Below are 18,441 nucleotides of genomic sequence, written 5' to 3'. Positions count from 1 at the left end.
TCTCCGTGGAGGAGAGGGTCGGGTCACAGTCACTGCTTCTTCGGTTTCATCGCGTCCGCAGGTTTCATCGCATCCGCGGGCTTCATGGCGTTGTCGGACTTCATGGCTCCGTCCGTCTTCATCGCCCCCATGTCGTCGCAGGCCTTCATGGCCTCGTCCTTCTTCATGGTGTCCTTTTCCATGGCCGCCTTCTCCTTGCAGTCCGCAGCCATCTTTTCGGTGGCCATCTTGTCGGCAGGTTTCATGGCATCTTCGGCGCGTGCGCTGCCGGCGACAAAAGCGGTTGCGGCGAAAGCCAGGGCAAGGGCGGGAAGGCTGATCTGGGCAAGACGGGTCATGGTGTTCTCCTTCGAGGTTGGTGGCGCATCTGACGGCGCCGGTTATGCGCAGCCGCTGAAGCGCCTTCGCAATGCTTCGGGCCGGGACCGGCCGAATGAGGGTTGGCGCGGTCGCCTATTCGACGGCCGCGGCCAGGATCGGTCCGCCATGCGGCGTCTGCACCAGGACGGCAGTGGCAAGGCCGTCGCCGGCCTTCGGAAGGGATAGCGTCGCCGCTTCGCCGGACCATGTGCCGAGACGGGTCAGCGCATGCACGACATTGGCGTGCGGCAATGTGTGGCCGCTGTTTTCGCCGCGACCCACCGGTACGTCGACCACGCCTGGCCGGTAATGCACCAGCCAGATGTCGGCGCCGTTGGCCGGTGCCGTGCCGGCGCCGATGGTGGCCTTGCCATCGGCCAGCGACAGGCTCGGCCCGGCAGGCGGCGTGTCCTTGCCGATCAGCGTTTCGATGTCGGAAAGCTGGTTGCCGACCGTGTCCGCGCGCCCGTTGACCACCATCTGTGGCGTGAACGGACCGCTGCGGCCGAGCGCCGGCTCATAAGTCACCTGGCGTTCGGTGAATTCCTGCCGGCCGAACGTATCCTTCCAGCCGAGATAGTCCCAGTAGGTGACGGCGAAGGACAGCGCCAGCACGCCGGGCCTGTCTCTCAGCTTGATCAGATTGGCATTGGCCGGCGGACAGGACGAGCAGCCCTGGCTGGTGAAGAGTTCGACCACCGTGAGCGGCTGGGCCGCTGCCGCGAATGTGCCGGCCATGAGCAAGGCGCCCGCCACCATGCCTTTCGCCGCCCCAACCAGATTGCCGCGTTTCTCGCGCATCGCCTGCTCCGTTTCGCTGCCGCCCGCCGGCTTCATTCGGACATTCGCGGCGATGCGGCCTCTCGTTACGCCGATCACCGCTTCGTGATCTCGCGCGCAAAAAAGAACCCGCCGCGGACAGGTCCGGGCGGGTCGAGCAGACGAGAGTAAACTTGAGGTCGGGCAGGAATTATTGGGTCAAGACCGTTTCCGATGGCCGCTGTGAAAAGGCGCATTGTCCGGTGACTGTGTAGAAGAAGTCCGCATTGGAAACGGGCGCCGGCACCGCGTTGCCGCCGTCTTCCCACGCTTGCGAGCTGCTCTGCCCGCAGGGCACCACGCGGAAGATGTCGATCGTCTTGCCGGTCGCGACCTCGACGCCATCGATATAGAGACGGTTGGAGGTTGCCGGGTCGTTGGACTTCAGCACCTTGGGGCTTCCCGATGGCACGTCCATCTGCAGGTAGAGGACGTCCATCTTGGTTACATCGATGGCCGCGCCCTTGCCTCCGGTCGTATCCAGCGTGATGGAGCAGGTCGTCACCTTCTCGCCGTTGATGATGGCGTCGGCGGGAATCGGATTCTTGCGACCGTAGTCGGATTTGTTCTTGGTGACGCAGGTTTGCGTCTGCACATCCTGGTAGACGCCATTGATATTGGGTACCGACACGGTCGTGGTGCCGTAGCCTTTGGAGTCACCGCCCTTGTTGTAGGTATAGGTGATCCGCATCAATTCCTGCGTGGTCTTGGATTCGAACGGTATGCCGAACAACGTCATCTTCTTGTCCCACCAGCCCGAGGCCTTGTCGACCTTGAACGTCGCCTTGATCAGCGCCGGCGTCTTGGTCACGGCGGAGGTCGCGGTAATCGACACGTTGGTGATGGTGGCGAGCCGCAGGAAGTCGGTCGGCATGCTGTAGCTTGCCGCGGACTTGGCATGTGCCGTGCCGTCGGTATCGACCGTGAAACTGGTCAGCGTCGCCGTGCCGTCGCCCTTGTTGGCCGTATAGAAGGCCTGCAGCGCTTCCTGCCGCTTGGCCAGGGTGGTGTCGGTCGGCAGCGTGGTGATGGCAAGGGTTGCCGCATCCAGTGCGTTCTGCATCTCGTTCTTCGAGTTGATGCCGGATGTGTAATCCACCGAGATGCCGAGCACGGCAAGCAGCGGCAGCGCCGACAGCGCGAAAGCCGGCACGAGCGAGGCTTCCTTGGAGGTCAGGAACTTCAGGCAGAGCTTTCGCATGGGGGTATCCCGGGTGACGATGCGCCGCTGATAACATGCGCCTTTCCAACGCCCGGCTAACACAACCGCTAAAGATTTAACGGCTGTGCGCAACCCCAGCGATCCCGCCGCTTGCCGGAGCATTCCGCCCCTGATAAAGGCCGCGCCATGAGCACGCCCATTTCCAACATCCGCAATTTTTCGATCGTGGCCCATATCGACCACGGCAAGTCGACATTGGCCGACCGCCTCATCCAGATGACCGGCGCGCTGGAGGCGCGCGAGATGACCGAGCAGGTGCTCGACAACATGGACATCGAGCGCGAGCGCGGCATCACCATCAAGGCGCAGACCGTGCGCCTGAACTACAAGGCCAAGGACGGCCAGGACTATGTGCTGAACCTCATCGACACGCCGGGCCATGTCGACTTCGCCTATGAAGTGTCGCGTTCGCTGCGCGCCTGCGAGGGTTCGCTGCTGGTGGTCGACGCTTCGCAGGGCGTCGAGGCGCAGACGCTGGCCAATGTCTACCAGGCCATCGACGCCAACCACGAGATCGTCGTGGTGCTGAACAAGATCGACCTGCCTGCGGCCGAGCCGGACCGCATCAAGGAACAGGTCGAGGAGGTGATCGGCCTCGACGCCTCCGAGGCCGTGCTGATTTCGGCCAAGACCGGCATCGGCATCGAGGAGGTGCTGGAAGCGATCGTCACCAAGCTGCCGCCGCCGCGCGAGGGCGATGCCGCCAAGCCGCTGAAGGCCATGCTGGTCGATAGCTGGTACGATGCCTATCTCGGCGTCATCGTGCTGGTGCGCGTCATCGACGGCGTGCTCAAGAGGGGCCAGACCATCCGCATGATGGGCACCGGCGCCAAATACCCAGTCGAGCGCACCGGCTTCTTCACACCCAAGATGATCCAGGCCGACGAGATCGGCCCCGGCGAATTCGGCTTCATCACCGCTTCGATCAAGGAAGTGGCCGACACCCGCGTCGGTGACACCATCACCGAGGACCGCCGCCCGACCGCGGAAGCGCTGCCGGGCTTCAAGCCGGCGCAGCCGGTGGTGTTCTGCGGCCTGTTCCCGGTCGATGCGGCCGATTTCGAGGATCTGCGCGCCGCCGTCGGCAAGCTGCGCCTCAACGACGCGTCCTTCTCCTATGAAATGGAAACCTCGGCGGCGCTCGGCTTCGGTTTCCGCTGCGGCTTCCTCGGCCTTCTGCATCTGGAGATCATCCAGGAGCGGCTGGAGCGCGAGTTCGACCTCGATCTCATCGCCACTGCCCCTTCCGTCGTCTACCGCCTGGCGCTGACCGACGGTACGGTGAAGGAACTGCACAACCCGGCCGACATGCCCGACGTGGTCAAGATCGACCACATCGAGGAGCCCTGGATCCGCGCTACCATCCTGACGCCGGACGATTATCTCGGCGGCATCCTGAAGCTGTGCCAGGACCGGCGCGGCATCCAGATCGACCTGTCCTATGTCGGCAAGCGCGCCATGCTGGTCTACGAACTGCCGCTCAATGAAGTGGTGTTCGACTTCTACGACCGGCTGAAGTCGATCTCCAAGGGTTATGCCTCCTTCGACTATCACCTGACCGACTACAAGGAAGGCGACCTCGTCAAGATGTCGATCCTGGTTAATGAAGAGCCGGTCGACGCGCTCTCCATGCTGGTGCACCGCACGGCGGCCGAAAAGCGCGGCCGCGCCATGTGCGAGAAGCTGAAGGAGCTGATCCCGCAGCACATGTTCAAGATCCCGATCCAGGCTGCCATCGGCGGCAAGGTGATCGCGCGCGAGACGATTTCCGCCCTGCGCAAGGACGTGACCGCCAAGTGCTACGGCGGCGACGTCACCCGCAAGCGCAAGCTGCTGGACAAGCAGAAGGAAGGCAAGAAGCGCATGCGCCAGTTCGGCAAGGTCGACATCCCGCAGGCGGCGTTCATCGAGGCGCTGAAGATGGGTGACAACTAGCGTCGCGTCGGCGAAACAGAAAGTGCAAAAATGCGCCAGGCGAGGCTCGCGCTTCATACATTCGCGAGGCAGTTTGCAGCCGATATTCAGCGGTTCGAAGACGGCCCCTCTCAACGTCGCCTTACGATCTGCGAGGATATCCTTTTGGGGCGGTATCCAGCATGGATGTCCGCGACATCTATTGAATACCTAAGGGATTCATCTCAAGAGGAACGCCATTATATAGTTGGAGCGTTGTATGCCCAGCTGATGCCGGCGAAACGCCGACAGCGTCTCTCTGCCTATTTTACACCTCCTGAAATATCGCAGTACATTGTTGAGAAATTGGTGGATCTAGGGCTCGATGTAGGTAAGCAATATGTAATAGATCCAGCTTGTGGTGGAGCTGCGTTCCTGGTCCCTGTAGCAAAAAAGATAGTAGATAAATTCGGGTCTGATAGAGATAGTATTATAAAAAGCTTGAATACACTTGTTGGGTTGGAAATTGAGCCTGGCTTGGCATCTCTTTCTGCAGCCTTGATTGGGGATGCCTTGGGGGTTACGAAGGAAACAGTACTTTCCGGCGTCATAAGGAGAGTGAATTCTCTTACCCAGGTGGATCAACTGGAATCTAAGTTTGATGCGGTTGTCAGTAATCCACCCTATGGTCGGGTGTATAGGTCTAAAGATTCAAGAATAAAATACTGGAGTGACGTTATTACGGACGGTCACGTTAACTCATATTCCCTTTTTGTTTATCTTTCTATTAAGATAGCGAAGCCTGGAGGGTTGGTGTCTCTGTTAATTCCAACCAGTTTTCTCGGAGGTCCGTACTTTAAGAAGCTTCGACAATTTATCAGAGGTGAAGCTGACATAATAAGCGTCGACTTCATTCAAAAGAGATCGGACACCTTTTTGGATGTGGTACAAGACACCTGCATCTTGTTTCTTAGGAAGAAAAAAAGAAAAGAAGATAAAAGGGAAATTTTGCCTAGCGTTCATTTAATTGCAGAAAATGGGGAGTCAAATTTGGTGGGAGAAATTGAGATACCTTCTGATTCTGACGGTGTTTGGATTTTACCCTTTGAGAAAAAATCGAGATTTCTGTCGAACACATCTTTTTTTGACAGGCGATTTTATACTCTATCAGACTATGGGTATATTGTACGGACTGGGTATTTCGTTTGGAACAGAAACAAAGAAAAGCTTGTAAGCGGAAAAATTCCTGAGGAAGGTGAATTTCCACTTATTTGGGCAGAGAATATCAAGGCTGATGTCGATATCAGTCTTGCAAAACGCAAAAAAACATCCGGAGCTGAAGGAGATTTTCACTTCGTAAAAATATCTCCGACGAGCCCAGGCGTTGTTCGTAGAGCGGCGCTGATGATTCAGCGCACAACGAATAAGCATCAATTGCGAAGGCTCATAGTCGGGCGCGTTTCTAATGAAATTATTGATAAATATGGCGGATTTGTTGGCGAGAATCATACAATTATTATCGAAGAGTCGGTTCCGGGGACATCATCTCTCTCGTTGGGCATCTTGATGAGTCTGTTGAACAGTGATGCCGTCGATAGAATGTATAGAAGGATCTCTGGAACGGCGACTGTCAGTACAAAGTTGCTGAGGTTTCTTCCGTTGCCGAATCCCAAAATACTTATCGAGGCTATTGCTTCGGTTGACGACTTGAATTCTGCAATTGAGATTGCCTATGAGAAAACCATTGCGGCTACGCTAACTTAATTAGCTTTCTTGCGGCCTTTGGGCTAGGAAAGCCTGGAGGGAGCGCGATCTCCGGAGTAATAAAAACTGTAAAATTTTCGGGTCCAGCCGAGAGGCTGGCATCAAAGTAAGTCGCGTCTGAATGGAGTATAGCGGAAATTATCGCGCTGTAAGGTGATAAGTTCAAAGGCATTCCTTTGGAGTGAGTTTTAAAGGCGGATATTATATCGTCTAGTTTTCTTATATCATACTTTAGAATCGAGTTTATCTCTGTAATTGTTCTTGCGGTGCTTTTTAGATTTTCTGGCAAATCAGAGCGGTCCCAATATTTTTTCAAAACATCGATCGTCTCAGACAGTGCGGTAGATTCTCTATTCGTGAGCGCAACAATTGAGCTTGCTGATAGCGTAGCGGCTTCGTGAAGGGACAATTCAACGTGTTCGATCGCAGCTTTTAGGTGAGCGACGATACGATCTTTTCCCCAAGAAACTTTGTCGGTTTTGTATGTAAAATCGTGAGTTGCTATGCCCCAAGCGTGTTGCAAGAATGTTTTAATTTGTATCTCAAAGATGATGTTGTCAAACGCCCTGGGTGGTGCTGTTTTGTCTGCTTTTGCGATGCAATAGAGGCGTACATCATCAAACGGGAAAGCATCAGCAGATTTGTGTGTCTGTCCGTCTTTTGGGGGCCTGCGATATCTGATGGTAAATTTAGAGCGCACTGCGGAAATCGCTTTGTCAATGTCAGCCTTTGTTGGCACAACCAGTGTGCACGCTAAGAAATCTTCGAGTGATCGAGGATCGCGTACGCGACCGCTTTCCAATTTGACGGCAAAGCTCTCAATTGCTTTAACGCGGCTTTCATAGTGCCAGCGTGTGTTCTTAATGCCGAGCATCATCTGGTCCACGTATGTGGACAAAGGCGTGTTGAGGGCTAGTTGCTCGTCGTATAAGTGCCGGACTGATGCTTGGACTTTCATTGTTGTAATAGAGCAATCCTGAGAGCTTCATGGCGAGCGGTCCTTTGTGGGCCCTCGGTGCTCGCACCCCTGGAGGCTTCCCGATACTTTGCGGCGATTTGATAGGCGTTGCCTTCGGGGATTTTTGCTCCTGGCTGTAGCTTCCCGAGCTCGTCGACTCGTTTCATAAATTCGTCAAATCGAACTGACAAAGTGTCTATATCTGGAAGGTTCTGTATTAGGGATACCGCGCCCCAAATACTGTATAGATTTCCAAACCCTTTGGCCCAATTGCTTATCGATTTATTTTTAGCTTCAATCTTGGCGATTGTGTCCTTTACTCGATTGAATTCCGTAAGGAAATCTTCTTCGGAGAATGCCGCATTGTCATCGATGTCATCATAGTCTGCATAAAGATTTTCAATATACTCGTGATCGAAACCATGGATCTCTTTTCGGAGAATGATACCAAAGAGTTCTGACATGAATTGTACATCAGTCATTCTCTTCGATCGAGCACGGCTCGTTAATCCGATGTTTCTCCAGAGATCGGCCTCAGTCTCTGTCTCGACTGCCGTTATAAACCATCCATCATACTTCGCATGACGAAGCTCTTGAGGCATCAGCTTTCTTGAGTTTCTATTTAGGCGATCGAAGACCGCATTGACCAGCTCTCCGCCTCTGATGTCAATAACCTCGACGGTTATCTGGTAATTCCAAAAGCTGTGCTTTAAATCATTTTGTTTCTCAAGGTCTTTCCATCGTTTATTATTAAGTCGCTCGTCACCAAAATTCTGCGCGATCCGAATTTTATTATTAACGAACAATAGTATTGTTTGAAGTCTCTGCTTTCCATCTACGACATGATACGTTGTCGCGCCATTCTCTGCTATGTCTTTGTGCAAAAAAATTGCCGGGGATGGGTAGTTTCTAAAGATTGTGTCTAAGAAGAAGCGTCGATCGTTGGGTGTCCATACGCTTCTTCGTTGATACGGAGGGTCAAGATTGAGCTGTTCTATGCGGTTTAAGTCCAAGAACCACGTTAGGTCTTGAGTGGATACTCTGCGTTCCAATTTTTAACCTCATCCTCTTTCAAGTACTTATTGCTCGCCGCTGGGTGGTTGTCTAGCGTTTGATATTGGTGGGGAGCTCAATGGGTTCAATTTTGTTAAAAGAGGCCTGAGCTTCAAGCTCTCTGAACCTCACGATACAGGTGATTAGATTGCTCTTTTCTGCTCAGGCTATAATGGCACGCCATGGTTCGACTTTTCACCCTGATTCCGCTCCTTCTGTTATGTGCCTGCGCGTCCGGTCGGCCAGTGCCGCCGGCTCCGATCAGGACTGCCGCGCCCGAGACTGCTGCCGAACCACTCGATCCTTCCATCAAGCCGCTCAGCCAGGAACTTGAGGAAGCCGCTCAGCAGAAACGCGGTCCAGCCTAGGCGCCTGCGGGTCTCAAGCCAGTCTCTGGCCCAGCCCATCCGTCTTTCGCGACAGGCTGTCATGGTCTAAAGCCCGGGCAACGACTGTCTTGCTTGGGTCTCGCCGTGACTGTTTCCTCCTCCGCTCCGCTTTTCCTTGGTATCGATACCGGCGGCACCTATACCGATGCGGTCCTATGGTCGGACACGGGTGACAAAGGCACCGTAGTCGCCAAGGCGAAGTCGCTGACCACGCGGCATGACCTTGCCGTCGGCATTTCCGGAGCAGTCGGGCAGGTGCTGGAACAGACCGGCGCCAATCCCGCCTCGATCAAGCTTGTCTCGATGTCGACGACGCTCGCCACCAATGCTCTGGTGGAAGGGCAGGGCGGGCGCGTGGCCCTGATCATGATCGGCTTCGGCCAGGCCGATCTCGAGCGCGATGGTTTGAAGACGGCGCTCGGCACCGATCCGGTGTTTTTCTGCCCCGGCGGGCATGACGTGCACGGCAATGCGGCGGCCCTCGACCTTTCCGAGCTGGAAGCGGCGCTGCCGGAGCTTGGCCGTTCCGTTTCGGGCTTCGCGGTCTGCGCCTATTTCGCCACCCGCAATCCCGCCCATGAGCTCGCCGCGCGCGAGCTGATCCGCGAAGTAACCGGCCTGCCGGTCACCTCCAGCCATGAATTGTCGTCGAAGCTCGGCGGGCCGCGCCGAGCGCTGACCACTTTGCTCAATGCGCGGCTGATCGCCATGATCGACCGGCTGGTCGCGGCGACGGAAGGGTTTCTGATCGAGCGCGGCATCGCTGCCCCCTTGATGGTGGTGCGCGGCGACGGCGCACTCGTGTCGGCCGCTTTCGCGCGTCAGCGGCCGATCGAGACCATTCTTTCCGGGCCTGCCGCTTCGCTGGTCGGCGCCCGCCATATGACCGGACTGGACGACGCCGTCGTCTCCGACATCGGCGGCACCACGACGGATGTGGCCGTGCTCGACAAGGGCCGCCCGCGCCTCGACCCGGAAGGCGCAACCGTCGGCGGCTTCCGCACCATGGTTGAAGCCGTCGCCATGCGCACTTTTGGCCTCGGTGGCGATTCGGAAGTGACGCTGGAAGAGGGCGGGCTTTCGCCGAAGATCCTGCTTGGCCCCCGCCGCGTCGTGCCGTTGGCGCTGGCCGGCCTTGCCCATGGCGAGGCGGTGATGGCTGAACTGGAGCGGCAGTTGCGCGCGCCGAACCCCGGCCGCATGGACGGACGCTTTGCCGTGCGCACCGGCGTACCGGAGCGGCTGGCGGCGGGGCTGACCGCGCCCGAGGCGAAACTCTACGAGGCGATCGGCGGCGTGCCGTTGCCGATCGACCGATTGCTCACCTCCAATGCACAGAATGCGACGCTGAACCGGCTCGTGGCGCGCGGACTGGTGCATGTCGTCGGCTTCACGCCCTCGGATGCGGCGCACACGCTGGGCAAGCAGGCCAATTGGGATGCTCGTGCCGCCCGCCTCGGCGCCGAGCTCTTGGCTCGCCGCAAGGACGGGCGCGGCCAGGCGATCGCCGCCTCGCCCGAGGAGATCTCGGAGCGGGTGCTGGTGGCGCTGACCAGGGTTTCGGCGGAAGTCATCCTGGAGACCGCCTTCGCGGAGGACGGGCTGGATGGTGCCGCCACCGTGGCGCATGCACTGGTGCAGCGCGCGGTCGACGCGCATCCCGGCATCGCAAGGCTGACTGTGGCGCTTGATCGCCCGGTGATCGGCCTCGGCGCCTCGGCCCCGCTGCATTATGCGGCACTTGCCCCGCTGGTCGGCAATGAGTGCGTGGTGCCGGTCGATACCGATGTCGCCAATGCGCTCGGCGCCGTGGTCGGCCAGGTGCGCGTGACGGCAGAAGCGCGCGTCAGCCAGCCGAAGGAGGGCCTGTTCCGTGTCTCGTCCGGAGAAGGCGTGCGCGACTTCATCAATGAGGAAGACGCGATGGCCAAGGCGGAAGCCGATGTGCGCAAGCTCGTCGCCCTGCGCGCCGGCGAGGCGGGAACCGATGCCGCCGAGATCGACGTCGCGCGGGATATCCGCGCTTCCGTGGTCGAGGGCCAGCGCATGTTCATCGAGGCGCATGTCGTGGCCACCGCCGCCGGCCGGCCGCGTATCGCTGCTTAGGGGCGCCACCGGGCCGGCAATCGCGTAAGACTGACTAGAACGGTCTGTAGAAGCTCGTTCTGCGATGTTCCGGAGAGTGTCGGGGATCCATTCCGGAACGCTGGCGATACAAACGCACCGGGTCTGCGGGCGGGGCGGCCGAACATGCCGAGCCGTCCTGCCGTGGCACTAAATCGATTGTTCTGCTGCGACACCCGGTTTGCGACTGACGACGAATTGACCGGGCGGCGCTGACATGCCAAAGCCCGCCCCATCCTGACGATGCGTGGTCACGCAGCGTTGGTTAGGCTTGTTATTCGTCGCAGGTTCCCGCCGCAAAACCGTGGAACATTTTGCGGAACCTGCTTTGCCGCCTCGCTCCCAGGCGGCATTTCTGGAGACTGTATATATGACCGATCGGATCGAGATCGCCGGATTGCAGATCGCTCGCGAACTGCATGACTTCGTTGCCAATGAGGCAGTTGCCGGTACCGGCGTGAACGCCGCCGACTTCTGGGCCGGCTTTTCCAAACTGGTGCACGATCTCGCGCCGAAAAACCGCGCGCTGCTGAAGAAACGCGACGACTTCCAGGAAAAGATCGACCGCTGGTATCGCGACAATGGCGCGCCGGTCGATATCGCTGCCTACAAGGACTTCCTGAAGGAGATCGGCTATCTGCTGCCCGAAGGCCCGGCCTTCAGCGTCTCCACCGACAATGTCGACCCCGAGATCGCCGTCGTCGCCGGCCCGCAGCTCGTCGTGCCGGTGATGAATGCGCGTTATGCGCTGAACGCCGCCAACGCGCGCTGGGGTTCGCTCTATGATGCGCTCTACGGCACCGACGCCATTCCCGAGACCGACGGCGCCGAGAAAGGCAAACACTACAACCCGAAGCGCGGCGAGAAGGTGATCGCCTGGGCGCGCGATTTCCTGAACGAGGCCGCACCGCTGGATGGTGCTGCCTGGCAGGATGCGCGTTCCTTCACCGTCAATGCCGGCGCGCTGCGTGTGTCGCTCAATGGCGGCCGTACCACCGGCCTGAAGCGGCCGGAGCAGTTCGTGGGCTATCTCGGCGAGGCTGCCAGCCCCGGCCAGTTCCTGCTCGCCAACAACGGCCTGCACATAGAGATCCTGATCGATCCCAGCTCGACCATCGGCAAGAACGATGCGGCCCATATTTCCGACGTCTGGCTGGAATCGGCACTCACCACCATCATGGATTGCGAGGATTCGGTCGCGGCGGTCGATGCCGAGGACAAGGTCGTCGTCTACCGCAATTGGCTCGGCCTGATGAAGGGCGACCTTGCCGAGGAGGTGACCAAGGGCGGCAAGACCTTCACCCGCAAGCTCAATCCCGACCTTGACTACACCGCGCCGGATGGCTCGACTTTCCTGGCAAAATGCCGCTCGCTGATGCTGGTGCGCAATGTCGGCCACCTGATGACCAATCCGGCCATCCTGCTCTCCGATGGCGCGGAAGTGCCGGAAGGCATCATGGATGCCGCGATCACCGCATTGATCGCGCTGCACGACGTCGGTGAGAACGGTCGTCGCGCCAATTCGCGCGAAGGTTCGGTCTATGTCGTCAAGCCGAAGATGCACGGGCCGGAGGAGGTCGCCTTCGCCGTCGAGATCTTCGACCGCGTCGAGAAACTGATCGGCATGAAGCCCAACACCATCAAGATGGGCATCATGGACGAGGAGCGGCGTACCACGGTCAACCTCAAGGAATGTATCCGTGCAGCCAAAGAGCGTGTGGTGTTCATCAACACCGGCTTCCTGGATCGCACCGGCGACGAGATCCACACCTCCATGGAAGCCGGCGCCATGCTGCGCAAGGGCGACATGAAGCAGGCCGCCTGGATCTCGGCTTATGAGAACTGGAACGTCGACACCGGTCTGGAGTGCGGTCTCGCCGGCCATGCCCAGATCGGCAAGGGCATGTGGGCGATGCCCGACCTGATGGCGGCGATGCTGGAACAGAAGATCGCTCACCCCAAGGCCGGCGCCAACACCGCCTGGGTGCCGTCGCCGACGGCGGCGACGCTGCATGCCACGCACTACCACAAGGTCGACGTGCACGCCGTGCAGGAAGGCCTGAAGAGCCGGCCGAAGGCCAGGCTCGACGACATCCTGACCGTGCCGGTGGTCAAGCGCCCGAACTGGACGCCGGACGAGATCCAGCGCGAGATCGACAACAACGCGCAAGGCATCCTCGGCTATGTCGTGCGCTGGATCGACCAGGGCGTCGGCTGCTCCAAGGTGCCCGACATCAACGATGTCGGCCTGATGGAAGACCGCGCCACGCTGCGCATCTCCTCGCAGCACATCGCCAACTGGCTGCATCACGACATCTGCTCGCACATTCAGGTGCTGGATTCGCTGCAGCGCATGGCGGTCATCGTCGACACGCAGAACGTGGGCGATCCGAGCTATCGCCCGATGGCTCCGGATTTCGACCAGTCGATCGCCTTCCGCGCCGCCTGCGACCTGGTGTTCAAGGGCCGCGACCAACCGAACGGCTACACCGAGCCGGTGCTGCACAAGCGCCGCCTCGAACTGAAGGCCAAGCAGGGCGCCGCCTAGGCCTGTCCGGCTAAGCATCATGCTTGTCGATGGCGCGGCGATCGGTTAGGCGAAGCTGACATGAAACTGCTCGCCATAGATTGCTCCGCCAGCCTGTGTGCCGCCTGTGTCTATGACGCTGCGGCGGATAGGCTCTTGGGCCGGCATGTGCTCGATCTCGGCAAGGGCCATGCCGAGCATCTGCTGGCGGTTATCGACAAGGCTCTGGCCGATGCCGGCGTTACCTACGCCGATCTCGGCGCTATCGCCGTCTCGACCGGTCCCGGCTCCTTCACTGGCATCCGCGTCGGCGTCTCGGCGGCGCGCGGTTTGGCGCTGGCGCTGAAAATTCCGGCGATCGGCGTCACCACGCTGGAAGCGCTGGCAGCGGAAGCGGCGACAATCTTCCCAGGGCGCGTTGTGCTGGCAGTGCTCGATGGCGGACGGAGCGAAATCCATGCCGCTCTCTTCGGCGCCGATGGGCTGGCACGTCATGGTCCCGCCATCGTCACCCTTTCCGATGCGGCCCTGATGGCCACGGAGAATGCGGCGGTGCTTGCCGGCACGGCCGCCGAGACGGTCGCGGATGCTGCCGGCGGCGTGTTCGACTTCGGGCCGCTTGCCGCCACCGCCGACATTGCGACTTACGCGCGGCTGGCCGCGCGGAAGGGGCCGGGCGAAAAACCCAAACCGGTCTATCTGCGCGATGCCGATGCCAAGCCGCAGGCCGGCTTTGTCTTGCCGAGGGCCGGCTGATGCGCATTCCGTTCCTGTCGCCGCGCCGCCGCGAATACGCGCTCGAACCGTTGACCGTGGCAGACGCCGCCGCCGTCTCGTCGCTGCATCACGAGGATTTCGTGCGGCCGTGGACCGATGGCGAGTTCGCGACACTGCTCGAACAGGACACGGTTTTCGGTTTTGCCGCCCGCGAAGTCGGCCACGGCGCTGAAGCGCCGGTCGGTTTCGTGCTGGCCAGGTTTGCCGCGGGCGAGGGCGAGATCCTCACCGTTGCGGTCGCCCGCGCTCACCGCAGGCAAGGTCTCGGCTGGCAATTGATGGATGCGGTGCTGCGCAACCTGCACGGCGAGCGCGCCGAGGCGTTGTTCCTCGAAGTGGATGAAACCAATGTCGCGGCGCTGACCCTCTATCGCCGGCTCGGCTTCCGCGAAGTAGGCAAGCGGCCGAATTATTACCGTTCGCCCGAACATGGCCCGACCGGTGCGCTTGTCATGCGCCGCGATCTCCGCTAGCGCCTTCATGCCGCAATCGGGGACGTGATGGTCGGAAAAATCAGGACAGTTCTGGCCTTCGCCTATGTCGTGCTGGCAACCGCGGTGCTGGTGCCGCTGCAGCTTATTTCAATGAAGACGGGATGGTGGCCGGAAACGGTCATCCTGAAGATATGGCACCGCGCCATGGCCCGCGCGCTCGGCATTCGCGTCCACACCCACGGCACGTTGTCCAACCAGCGGCCGTTGCTGGTTGCTTCCAACCATATTTCCTGGACCGATATCATGGTTCTCGGCTCGCTGGTCGACGTGAAATTCATCGCCCGCGCCGACATGGAGAACTGGCCGGCGATCGGAAAGCTGTCGAAACTGCAGCGCACCGTCTTCATCGAGCGGGAGCGCAAGCGCACGTCCGGCGACCAGGCCAATGAGATCGCGGCCCGGCTGGCCAAGGGCGATGCCATGGTGCTGTTTGCCGAAGGCACCACCGGCGACGGCAATATGGTGCTGCCGTTCAAGACCACGCTGTTTGGCGCTGCTTCCATGGCGATCGCCGAAGGAACGGCGGAGGAAGTCTTCATCCAGCCGGTGGCGATCGCCTACACCCGCCTGCACGGCGTGCCGCTTGGTCGCCGTTGGCGTCCGGTCGCCTCATGGATCGGCGATCAGGATCTTGGTCCCCACCTCAAGGCGCTGCTCGCCGAGGGTGGGCTCGATGTCGAGGTGCATTTCGGCGAACCGGTTGCCTTCTCCAGGCGCTCCAACCGCAAGGAGACGGCGCGCGTGGTGGAAGCGCGCGTGCGTGAGATGATGCAGGCCGCGCTCAGCGAACCGGCGAAGTAGAGCGGTTCCACACTTGCCTGCCGTTTGCGGGAAGAAGCGCCAGGCAGGCTAATAAGGGGCAGCGTCACACTCATCCCCCAGAGCGTGGCTAACCTCTGTCATTCAGACCAGAAAAGCGCTAGAAGCCGCCGCATGGAATTGGAAACGCTTTTGCCGAACACCGAAAAGGGTGCCGATGCGCCCCAGCCGAAGAAGGTCTTCGTCAAGACCTACGGCTGCCAGATGAATGTCTATGACTCGCAGCGCATGACCGATGCGCTGGCGGCTGACGGTTATGCCGAAACCAGTGTCATCGAAGATGCCGATCTGGTGCTGCTCAACACCTGCCATATCCGCGAGAGGGCCGCGGAGAAGGTCTATTCGGAGCTCGGCCGCATCCGCGAGTTGAAGAACGAGAAGGCGGCGGCGGGCCGTGAGATGCTGATCGGCGTCACCGGCTGCGTAGCGCAGGCCGAGGGCCGCGAGATCATCCGCCGCGCGCCGGCGGTCGATCTGGTCATCGGCCCGCAGACTTACCACCGCCTGCCGGACGTGCTGGCGCGCGTGCGCGGTGGCGGCCGCGTGGTCGAGACCGAATACGCCGTCGAGGACAAGTTCGAGCACCTGCCGCAGCCCAAGCGCGCCGTGGTCGCCAAGCGCGGCGTTGCCGCCTTCCTCACCGTGCAGGAAGGCTGTGACAAGTTCTGCACCTTCTGTGTGGTTCCTTATACGCGTGGCTCGGAAGTGTCGCGGCCGGTCGCCCAGATAGTCGCCGAGGCCGAGCGCCTTGCGGAAGCCGGCGTGCGCGAAGTGACGCTGCTTGGCCAGAATGTGAATGCCTGGCACGGCGAAGGGCCGGATGGCTCCGACTGGGGGCTGGGCCGGCTGCTCTATCGCCTGGCCGAAATTCCCGGCATTGCCCGGCTGCGCTACACCACCAGCCACCCGCGCGACATGGATGACGAGCTGATCGCCGCGCACCGCGATCTGCCCACCCTGATGCCTTATCTGCATCTGCCGGTGCAGTCGGGCTCGGACCGGATACTCAAGGCCATGAACCGGCGCCATAAGGCGCAGGACTATCTGCGTCTGATCGACCGCGTCCGCGCCGCACGCTCCGACATCGCCATGTCGGGCGATTTCATCGTCGGTTTTCCCGGCGAGACGGATGCCGATTTCGAGGACACGATGCGGCTGGTACGGGAAGTGGGCTATGCATCCGCCTTCTCGTTCAAATATTCGCCGCGCCCCGGCACGCCGGGTGCCGAAATGGACGATCATGTGCCCGAAAAGCTGAAGGACGAGCGCCTGCACACGCTGCAGGCGCTGCTGGTCGAACAGCAGCAGGCTTTCACCGCTTCCATGGTCGGCCGCACCATCACGACGCTGATCGAGAAGCCCGGCCGGCAGGCCGGCCAGAAGGTCGGTCGCTCGCCTTGGCTGCAGCCGGTGATTGTTGATGAAAAGGCCGGCGAAATCGGTGACATTATTGAGGTGCGAATCACGCGGCCGGGCTTCAACAGCCTGTACGCCGAACCTATCTGAGTTACGGATCGGTCTGAGTTACGGGTCGGAATGACGGATCAGATGAGGAGAGACGTTTGAGCGCCACTGAATTGAAGGACGTGCCCCCAAGCACTGCATCCGGGGCCTCGGATATGGCGCATATCGTTCTGACCTTCGACAACAACAAGCTGGCCAGCGCGCTGTATGGCCAGTTCGATGAGAACCTGGCGCGGCTTGAGCAGAAGCTCGGCGTCGACATTCGCTCGCGCGGCAACCAGCTTACCATCAAGGGCTCGTCGACCGCCGCCGAACAGGCGCGCCGCGCCTTGGACAGTCTCTACGATATCCTGCAGAAGGGCGCCGATATCGCCCAGTCGGATGTGGATGGCGCCGTGCGCATGGCGGTTGCCGCCGACGACCAACTGGTACTGCCGACAATGGAACGCAAGGGCAAAGTGTCCGCCGCACAGATTTCGACCCGCAAGAAGACCATCTACGCCCGTTCGTTGAACCAGGACGCCTATATGCGCGCGCTGGAACGGTCGGAACTGGTGTTCGGCATCGGCCCCGCCGGTACCGGCAAGACCTATCTGGCGGTCGCGCATGCAGCCATGCTGCTCGAGCGCGGCATGGTCGAACGCATCATCCTGTCGCGGCCGGCGGTCGAGGCTGGTGAGCGGCTCGGCTTCCTGCCGGGCGACATGAAGGAAAAGGTCGACCCTTATCTGCGCCCGCTCTACGACGCTCTTTACGACATGATGCCGGGCGACAAGGTGGAGCGCGCCATCGGCGCCGGTGTCATCGAGATCGCGCCGCTGGCCTTCATGCGCGGACGCACGCTCGCGCATGCCGCGGTCATCCTCGACGAGGCGCAGAACACCACCCAGATGCAGATGAAGATGTTCCTGACGCGTCTGGGCGAGAATTCACGCATGATCGTCACCGGCGATCCGACCCAGATCGACCTGCCGCCCAACACCAAGTCGGGCCTGGTCGAGGCGTTGCGCGTGCTGGACGGGGTTCCCGGCATCGTCACCGTGCGTTTCGCCGATGGCGATGTCGTGCGTCACCCGCTGGTGGGTGAGATCGTCAGGGCCTACGACCGTGACGGCAAGGTTTCCCGCGGCCTGGGGGCGGACAACTGATCCTGCCGGTATGCCCGATAGCGCATGACCCCGAAAATCGGAATCGATTTTCGGAAAGGATCATGCGCCAAATCAAAGTGTTAGAGCGACCTTTGCGCGTCCAAAAGGACGCGCGGCGCTCTAGCCAGGACAAGGCTCGATGACGTCGCCTGATCTGCCACTCGATATCGATCTCGCGGTCGAAGCCGGTGTCTGGCCATCGGAGACGGAGTTGCTTGGCCTTGTCGAACGCGCCGTCGGCGCTGCCTTTGCCGAACTTCGCCTGACCCGGAACGACCCGTCCGAGCTCAGCGTTGTCTTCACCGACGATGCCGCCATCCGGGCGCTGAACGCGGAGTGGCGCGGCAAGGACAAAGCCACCAACGTGCTGTCTTTCCCGGCATTTCCGCCGGCCAAGGGCGGTCCGCTTCCGCCGATGCTCGGCGATATCGTCTTGGCCGCCGAGACGGTTGCGCGCGAGGCGGCCGAAGAGAAGAAGCTGATCGAAAACCACGTCAGCCATCTGGTGATCCATGGCCTGCTGCATCTGCTGGGCTATGATCACGAGACCGACGACGAAGCCGAGGAGATGGAGGCGGTGGAGCGCGCGGCGCTGGCAAGACTTGCCATTCCCGATCCGTATGCGTAACT

General features: G+C 60.2%; 15 protein-coding genes. 10 read left to right on the top strand and 5 right to left on the bottom strand.

Translation table 11 applies throughout. The annotated features are described in order from the left end of the window. Nucleotides 1-29: 29 nt before the first annotated feature. The 3 genes from AO692_RS06165 to AO692_RS06155 form a co-directional block, all read right to left on the bottom strand. Entirely contained in the window at nt 30-338 is a 309-nt protein-coding gene (locus tag AO692_RS06165; RefSeq protein ID WP_054309141.1) for a hypothetical protein, read from the bottom strand. 115 nt (nt 339-453) lie between these two features. Then, entirely contained in the window at nt 454-1,161 is a 708-nt protein-coding gene (locus AO692_RS06160; RefSeq protein ID WP_054309465.1) for a DUF1223 domain-containing protein, read from the bottom strand. Between the two features lie 169 nt (nt 1,162-1,330). Then, nucleotides 1,331-2,380, bottom strand: a complete 1,050-nt coding sequence (locus tag AO692_RS06155) for a TadE/TadG family type IV pilus assembly protein (RefSeq protein WP_054309140.1) — start codon at nt 2,378-2,380, stop codon at nt 1,331-1,333. A 147-nt stretch (nt 2,381-2,527) separates the two neighbouring features. Here AO692_RS06155 and lepA point away from each other — a divergent pair, with 147 nt between their 5' ends. Together lepA and AO692_RS06145 are read left to right on the top strand one after the other, a co-directional pair. After that, nucleotides 2,528-4,336, top strand: coding sequence for a translation elongation factor 4 (lepA, locus tag AO692_RS06150; RefSeq protein ID WP_054309139.1), 1,809 nt, complete (start codon nt 2,528-2,530; stop codon nt 4,334-4,336). 30 nt (nt 4,337-4,366) lie between these two features. Beyond that, on the top strand, nt 4,367-6,058 hold the full coding sequence (locus tag AO692_RS06145) for an N-6 DNA methylase (RefSeq protein ID WP_054309138.1): 1,692 nt from the start codon (nt 4,367-4,369) through the stop codon (nt 6,056-6,058). Here the strand turns inward: AO692_RS06145 and AO692_RS32175 are convergent. Together AO692_RS32175 and AO692_RS06140 are read right to left on the bottom strand one after the other, a co-directional pair. Further along, nucleotides 6,045-6,935 carry a hypothetical protein gene (locus tag AO692_RS32175; RefSeq protein ID WP_161808045.1) on the bottom strand — a complete coding sequence of 297 codons (891 nt, stop codon included), beginning with the start codon at nt 6,933-6,935 and terminating at the stop codon, nt 6,045-6,047. The genes AO692_RS06145 and AO692_RS32175 overlap by 14 nt on opposite strands. A gap of 77 nt (nt 6,936-7,012) precedes the next feature. Then, entirely contained in the window at nt 7,013-8,068 is a 1,056-nt protein-coding gene (locus AO692_RS06140) for a DUF262 domain-containing protein (protein WP_054309137.1), read from the bottom strand. Nucleotides 8,069-8,542: 474 nt separating this feature from the next. On the opposite strand from AO692_RS06140, the gene AO692_RS06130 reads away from it, so the two are divergent. The 8 genes from AO692_RS06130 to ybeY all read left to right on the top strand — a co-directional run bounded on the left by AO692_RS06130 (nt 8,543) and on the right by ybeY (nt 18,439). Beyond that, nucleotides 8,543-10,564 (top strand): hydantoinase/oxoprolinase family protein, encoded by a 2,022-nt coding sequence (locus AO692_RS06130; protein WP_054309464.1) that lies wholly within the window; start codon nt 8,543-8,545, stop codon nt 10,562-10,564. 388 nt (nt 10,565-10,952) lie between these two features. Continuing rightward, entirely contained in the window at nt 10,953-13,130 is a 2,178-nt protein-coding gene (locus AO692_RS06125) for a malate synthase G (protein ID WP_054309135.1), read from the top strand. A 60-nt stretch (nt 13,131-13,190) separates the two neighbouring features. After that, nucleotides 13,191-13,865 carry a tRNA (adenosine(37)-N6)-threonylcarbamoyltransferase complex dimerization subunit type 1 TsaB gene (tsaB, locus tag AO692_RS06120; RefSeq protein WP_054309134.1) on the top strand — a complete coding sequence of 225 codons (675 nt, stop codon included), beginning with the start codon at nt 13,191-13,193 and terminating at the stop codon, nt 13,863-13,865. Next, nucleotides 13,865-14,359, top strand: a complete 495-nt coding sequence (gene rimI / locus AO692_RS06115; RefSeq protein ID WP_054309133.1) for a ribosomal protein S18-alanine N-acetyltransferase — start codon at nt 13,865-13,867, stop codon at nt 14,357-14,359. Before tsaB ends, rimI begins: the two co-directional genes overlap by 1 nt. Before the next feature lie 27 nt (nt 14,360-14,386). Continuing rightward, nucleotides 14,387-15,181: a 1-acyl-sn-glycerol-3-phosphate acyltransferase gene (locus AO692_RS06110; RefSeq protein WP_054309132.1), complete on the top strand. Its 795-nt coding sequence runs from the start codon at nt 14,387-14,389 to the stop codon at nt 15,179-15,181. Between the two features lie 132 nt (nt 15,182-15,313). After that, nucleotides 15,314-16,705, top strand: a complete 1,392-nt coding sequence (miaB, locus tag AO692_RS06105; RefSeq protein ID WP_054309131.1) for a tRNA (N6-isopentenyl adenosine(37)-C2)-methylthiotransferase MiaB — start codon at nt 15,314-15,316, stop codon at nt 16,703-16,705. 113 nt (nt 16,706-16,818) lie between these two features. Further along, entirely contained in the window at nt 16,819-17,811 is a 993-nt protein-coding gene (locus AO692_RS06100) for a PhoH family protein (protein WP_244483282.1), read from the top strand. Between the two features lie 139 nt (nt 17,812-17,950). Beyond that, nucleotides 17,951-18,439, top strand: coding sequence for an rRNA maturation RNase YbeY (gene ybeY / locus AO692_RS06095; RefSeq protein WP_054309129.1), 489 nt, complete (start codon nt 17,951-17,953; stop codon nt 18,437-18,439). Nucleotides 18,440-18,441: the final 2 nt, after the last annotated feature.

The organism is Mesorhizobium sp. 1M-11 (assembly GCF_001303895.1).
Taxonomy (GTDB): domain Bacteria; phylum Pseudomonadota; class Alphaproteobacteria; order Rhizobiales; family Rhizobiaceae; genus Mesorhizobium.
The sequence above is the reverse complement of the archived record's forward strand: the minus strand, read 5'-3'. Positions and strand labels throughout refer to the sequence as shown.